The organism is Kitasatospora sp. NPDC032121, assembly GCF_055580145.1.
In genome coordinates this window covers 263672-267128 of sequence record NZ_JBVILX010000011.1, presented here as the reverse complement: position 1 = coordinate 267128, position 3457 = coordinate 263672, and the positions used below count along the sequence as shown (strand labels likewise).

At 73.1% G+C, this 3457-nt stretch carries 3 protein-coding genes; all 3 read right to left on the bottom strand.

The genetic code is table 11. The features are described from left to right. Nucleotides 1-220 precede the first annotated feature (220 nt). The gene (locus ACZ5OX_RS26205) at nucleotides 221-895 is read right to left on the bottom strand and encodes a nucleoside/nucleotide kinase family protein (protein ID WP_465633431.1); all 675 of its coding nucleotides are present in this window, start codon (nucleotides 893-895) and stop codon (nucleotides 221-223) included. 114 nt (nucleotides 896-1009) lie between these two features. Next, nucleotides 1010-1966, bottom strand: a complete 957-nt coding sequence (locus ACZ5OX_RS26200; protein WP_465633429.1) for a S66 peptidase family protein — start codon at nucleotides 1964-1966, stop codon at nucleotides 1010-1012. A 134-nt stretch (nucleotides 1967-2100) separates the two neighbouring features. After that, nucleotides 2101-3228 carry a tryptophan--tRNA ligase gene (trpS, locus tag ACZ5OX_RS26195; RefSeq protein ID WP_465633427.1) on the bottom strand — a complete coding sequence of 376 codons (1128 nt, stop codon included), beginning with the start codon at nucleotides 3226-3228 and terminating at the stop codon, nucleotides 2101-2103. Nucleotides 3229-3457: the final 229 nt, after the last annotated feature.

Genomic DNA, 3457 nt, shown 5'->3' with positions numbered 1-3457 from the left:
TTCCGGGGCTTGACGCCCTGTCCGACGTTTCAAACTCTAGCCGATCTCCGCCCCGAAAAGCGAATCCGGCCGCAACCCGATAAAACGAGCACGCCGAATAAGCACCGAGCCGTCACGCGAAAAAGCGAAACGACCGGCACGAACCGGAAGTGGTGTTTCAGAGGATTGGCCGCCCCGGGACCGTCCGCGCAGTGCGTGTCCGGTGCTCCCTGCCGAGCGACTAGAAAACACTACCCCTGCCCGAGACCGAAGGCAAACCCGTCCCGGAGACGGTCCGGGTGCAGAGCGCCCGGCCGGGCTTCACGTACTCGCCGTTCGGATGGTCGTTGCCGATGACCCAGTGGCGGGCGGCGGCTTCGTCGCGTCCGCCGTCGCGGTGCCGCCGGAGCAGGCGCTCCTCACGTTCCTCGTCGTCGGTGTGCACGTACCAGAGCTCGTGGAGCAGTCGACGGGCGTCGGGCCAGGGGGTGTCTGCGGAGGCGAGGTAGTTGCCTTCGGTGATGACGAGTCGGGTGTGCGGGCGGACCACGTGGCGGGCGGCGACCGGTTCGTCCAGGGTGCGGTCGAAGTCCGGGACGTAGATGTCCTGGAAGCGGTCGCCGGCGATGCGGCGCAGCAGGGCGACGTAACCGTGGGCGTCGAAGGTGGCCGGGGCCCCCTTGCGGTGGGTCAGGCCGAGGCGGTCGAGCTGGGCGCCGGAGAGGTGGAAGCCGTCGAGCGGGACGTAGGCGGCGCTGCCGGGGCCTTCGGCGCGCTCGACCTCGGCGACCAGACGGCGGGCCAGGGTGGACTTGCCGGCGCCGGGCGGGCCGGCAAGTCCGAGGATCGTGCGGGCGTTGCTGCCCGGGCCGCGCAGGAAGCCGAGGGCAAGGGCGGTGAGGCGGTCCTCGTTCATGGCGGCACCTTACTCAGGGCGCACCTCTTTCAGCGTGCCCCTTGCTCGGTGCCCCCGGACGGGCCGGACTCACCGAGTCGAGTCGGGTCGGGTCGGGTCCGGTCGGTCGCGAGCTCAGCGGCCGACGAGGGCGGGCTGGTCCAGTGTCAGGGTGCCGGCGTCGGCGTCGAGCAGAGCGGGAACGCCGAGCGGGACGGTGAGGGTGGAGGGGCAGTGGCCGAAGCCCAGTTCCCAGAGCACGGGAACGCCGAGCCCGCCGAGCCGGTCGAGCATCACGTCCCGGATCCGCTCGGGCCGTCCGCAACCCTCCCAGGAGCCCAGGGCCACGCCGGCCACGCCGTCGAGCGCGCCGGAGCGCAGGAGCTGGGTGAGCAGCCGGTCGAGCTGGTAGGGGTGCTCGTTCACGTCTTCGAGCAGCAGGATGCCGCCCTCGTAGGAGGGCCGCGCGGCGGGTGTGCCGCGCTCGGCGGTGAGGACGTGGAGGCAGCCGCCGGCCGTGACGCCGCGGGCCCGGCCGGGGACGAGCGGGGCGGCGGTGGGTGAGGTGAGGACGGTGACGGCGGCCGGGTCGAAGAGGGTGCGGCGCAGGTGCTCGGCGGTCGGGCCGTCGGCGACGAAGGAGGCCCCGGCGGCCAGCGGGCCGTACAGGGTGGCGAGGCCGAGGCGCTGGGCGAAGGCCTCGTGCAGGGAGCTGACGTCGCTGAAGCCGATGAAGGGCTTGGGCGCGGCGGCGCGCATCGCGGTCCAGTCGAGCAGGTCGACCAGTCGGTGCACGCCGTACCCGCCGCGGGCGCAGATGACGGCGTCGACGGTGGGGTCGAGCCAGGCGGACTGGAGGTCGGCGGCGCGGTCGGCGTCGGCGCCGGCGAGGTAGCGGAGGGTGGGGTGGGTGTCGAGGACGTGCGGGGCGACGGTGACGCGCAACCCCCAGGAGCGGAGGATCGCGCAGCCGGCGGCGAGGCGTTCGGCGTCGATGGGGCCGCTGGGGGCGACGACGGCGATGTGGTCGCCGGGGCGCAGGTGCGGCGGGCGGGTCAGCCCCTGGCCGGGTGTGGTCGGGTGCTGGTCCATGGGCCGGGCCACCTTTCGGGCGCGGGATCGGGGTGCGGGCGGTCGCGTCGTGGCCGCGACCGCCCGGTGACGATATGCCCCGTGTCAAGCGGCCGATGTCCCCCGCCCTGCCGGTGCCCGGCGGTGAGCGCTCTTCAGATCGCCGCCCCCATCACCTCCCGGACCTCGGCGAGGGTGGCGTCGGCGACGGCGTTGGCCCGCTCGGCGCCGTCGCGCAGGACCTGCCTCAGGTGGCCCCGGTCGGTGGCGAGTGCGGCGCGGCGGGCGCGCATCGGGCGGAGGAACTCGTTGACGGACTCCGTGACGGTGCGCTTGAGCACCGCGGCTCCGCCGTCGCCGATCTCCTCGGCGACGGCTTCGGGGGTGCGGTCCTGGCAGAGGGCGGCGACCAGGACGAGGCTGGAGACCTCGGGCCGGTTGACCGGGTCGTAGCCGATCCGGCGGTCGGCGTCGGTCCGGGCGCCGCGGATGATCCGGGCGGTCTCGTCCTCGGTGGCGCCGAGGGCGACGGCGTTGCCCCGGCTCTTGCTCATCTTGCCGCCGTCGGTGCCGAGCAGCATCGGGGCGTCGGAGAGCAGGGCCTGGGGGCGGGGGAAGACGGCGCTGCCGTCGGCGTGCGGGTAGCGCTCGTTGAAGCGGCGGGCGACGGTGCGGGCGACTTCGAGGTGGGGCAGCTGGTCCTGGCCGACCGGGACCAGGTCGGCCTTGCAGAAGAGGATGTCGGCGGCCTGGTGGACGGGGTAGGTGAACATCAGCCCGCTGACGGCGGACTGCCGGGAGTGGGTGATCTCGTCCTTGACGGTGGGGTTGCGGCGCAGTTCGGCGACGCTGACCAGGCTGAGGAAGGGGAGCAGCAGTTGGTTGAGGGCGGGGACGGCGCTGTGCGGGAAGATCGTCGCCCGCTCGGGGTCGAGGCCGGCGGCGAGGTAGTCGAGGACGAGGTTCTCGGTGTGCTCGGCGAGCCGGTCGGCGAGGTCGCGGTCGGTGATGACCTGGTAGTCGGCGACCACGACGAACATCTCGACGCCCTGGTCCTGGAGCCGGACGCGGTTGCGCAGGGTGCCGAAGTAGTGGCCGAGGTGGAGCGGTCCGGTGGGGCGGTCCCCGGTGAGGACGCGGTGGGCGCTCGGGTCGTCGTCGTACGGAACGGACGGGACGGACGTGCTGGTCGTACCGGACGGAACGGTCGTGCCGGTCGTACCGGTCGTGCCGGACGGAACGGTCGTGGCGACGGCGGCGGCGGACGCGGGCGTGGTGGTCAAGGTCTCTCCTCGGTGCGGCGGTGGTGGTCTGCCGTCCGGGGCGAGGGGCCCGTTCTGCGGGGAGCGCGGGGCGCGGAAAACGCAGCAGGGCCGTCCATCCCGGACGGCCCTGCTCAGGCGAGTGTGGTGGGGAGGGCGAGAAAGAAACCACAAAAAAAAACCGAGAAAAATCCCCCCGCCCAACAAGACGCGGTTCCCCCCTCCCCACCCAACACCTGGAGGTCCTCGG